This window comes from Trebonia sp. (genome assembly GCF_049794275.1).
Taxonomy (GTDB): Bacteria; Actinomycetota; Actinomycetes; order Streptosporangiales; family Streptosporangiaceae; genus Trebonia.
The window spans coordinates 1-1,980 of sequence record NZ_JBARCR010000584.1 but is presented as its reverse complement, the minus strand read 5'-3'; the positions used below and the strand labels follow the sequence as shown (position 1 = coordinate 1,980).

At 70.6% G+C, this 1,980-nt stretch carries 3 protein-coding genes; 1 reads left to right on the top strand and 2 read right to left on the bottom strand.

Going from position 1 to position 1,980, the window contains the following annotated elements:
* On the bottom strand, positions 1-641 hold a 641-nt coding region (locus tag WA805_RS15815; protein ID WP_425242708.1), incomplete at its 3' end, for an MFS transporter.
* Positions 642-649: 8 nt separating this feature from the next.
* Entirely contained in the window at positions 650-949 is a 300-nt protein-coding gene (locus WA805_RS15810; protein WP_425242707.1) for a hypothetical protein, read from the bottom strand.
* Between the two features lie 186 nt (positions 950-1,135).
* Here WA805_RS15810 and WA805_RS15805 point away from each other — a divergent pair.
* The coding region (locus WA805_RS15805; protein WP_425242706.1) for an RNA polymerase subunit sigma-70 at positions 1,136-1,980 on the top strand (845 nt) is incomplete at its 3' end.

The window sequence follows — 1,980 nt, the reverse complement described above, 5'->3', positions numbered from 1 at the left end:
AGCACCGCGCCGACCGCGTCGAAACCGCCCGGCACGGACCGGCCGTGGTCGGCCTTCAGGATCCGGAACGTCCCGAACAGCACCAGCGCGGCCAGCGGGAGGCTGATGAAGAACACCCACCGCCAGCCGAATTCCTGGGTGAGCAGCCCACCGAAGAACAACCCGACCATCGTGGCGATCCCGCTGACCCCGGCCCACACGCCCAGCGCCCTGTGCCGGTCGGAGTCCTGGAAGGTGGTGGTCAAGATGGACAGCGCGGCCGGCGTCATCATCGCCGCCCCGAAGCCCTGGGCGAGCCGGGCGCCGACCAGCAGCCCCTGACTGTCGGCCAACCCGCAGGCCAGCGACGAGACCGCGAACAGCGAGGTTCCGGCCACCAGCAGCCGCCGCCGCCCCAGCAGGTCCCCGGCCCGACCGCCCAGCAGCAGGAACCCGCCATAGGTGATCAGATAGCCGCTGATCACCCACTGCAGGTTCTGCACCGAGAAGCCCAGATGCGAACGGATGGTCGGCATCGCGACGTTGACGATCGAACCGTCCATGACGTCCAGGGACGTCACCAGGCACAGCAGCGCCAGCGTGACCTTGCCGCGCCCGGTCGCCAGGAACGACCCCTCCGGCGGCGCCGTCGATGCGGTCATGGCGTCGCTCACGACCCGGCGGCTTCCATCACGGGGCCGACCTCGACCCCGCCGCCGACCCGCAGCACCGGGCAGTCCTTGGCCAGCGCCAGCGCGGAGTCCATGTCCTCGGCGGACACCACCGAGTAGGCGACCATCCGGGAGCCGCTGCCGCCGACCTCGCCGAGCGAGGCGTAATCGGTCACCGCGTTGCCGACGTCCACCAGGGCCGAGCCCAGCCCGCCGAACCAGGCCCGCCACTCGGCCGGCGTCCCGGCGTGGGGCGCGTAGTCGGCGGGCACGCGGAAGGAGAAAACGTACTTGGCCATGATCTGTGGTCCTGTTCTGAGTTCCGGGGCGCGCCCCCGACTGGGACCGCCTCCAACCGGGTAGACGCCACCGCTCCGCCCGAATTGGGCACCGCGGCGCTGCCCAGTTCGCCAAACCGGCGGCGTCTATATCGTGAGTGAGCCGAACACGCCCTGCGGAAAGAAGAAAGGCGAGGATGCATGCCGATGGAGACGGACACGACGGACCTGATCGCTCGCGCCCGGGCCGGCGACCACAACGCGTTCCGCGACCTGGTCCAGGGCCACTCCCACGAGTTGCAGGTGCACTGCTACCGCATCCTGGGATCCCTGCAGGACGCCGAGGACGCACTCCAGGAGACCCTCGCGTCCGCCTGGCGTAACCTCGGCGACTTCGACCAGCGGTCCTCGCTCCGGACCTGGCTGTATAAGATCGCGACCAATCGGTGCCTGAGCATGTTGCGCGCCGACAGCCGACGCCCCCGCATCGCCCTCCCGCTGCCCGACGCCGCCCTGCCCGAACCCGCCAGCGCCGGCGACGCCCCGCCCTGGCTGGAACCCTACCCCGACGTCCTGCTCGACCATCTCGTCGACCAGCGCCCCGGACCGGAGGCCCGCTACGAGACCACCGAGGCCATCTCCCTGGCTTTCATCACCGCCCTGCAACTGCTGCCCCCACGCCAACGCGCCGCGCTCGTCCTCCGCGACGTCCTGGACTACCACGCCGCCGAAGTCGCCCAGATGCTCGGCACCACCCAGGAAGCCGTAAGCAGCGCCCTCAAACGCGCCCGCGCCACCGTCGACAACCACCTCGCCGACTCCAGCAGCACCGGCAGCAGCAGCAGCGGCACCGGCAGCCGCAGGCCTGCACGCCAACCCGACACCGCCGCCGAACGCCGGCTCGCCGCCCGGTTCACCGACGCCATGGAACGCGCCGACCTGGACGCCCTGATCGAACTGCTCGTCACCGACGTGAGATTCTCCATGCCCCCGGCCATGCTGGAATACCGCGGCATCGAATCAGCCCAGCGCCTCCTCGCCGCCGTCACCTT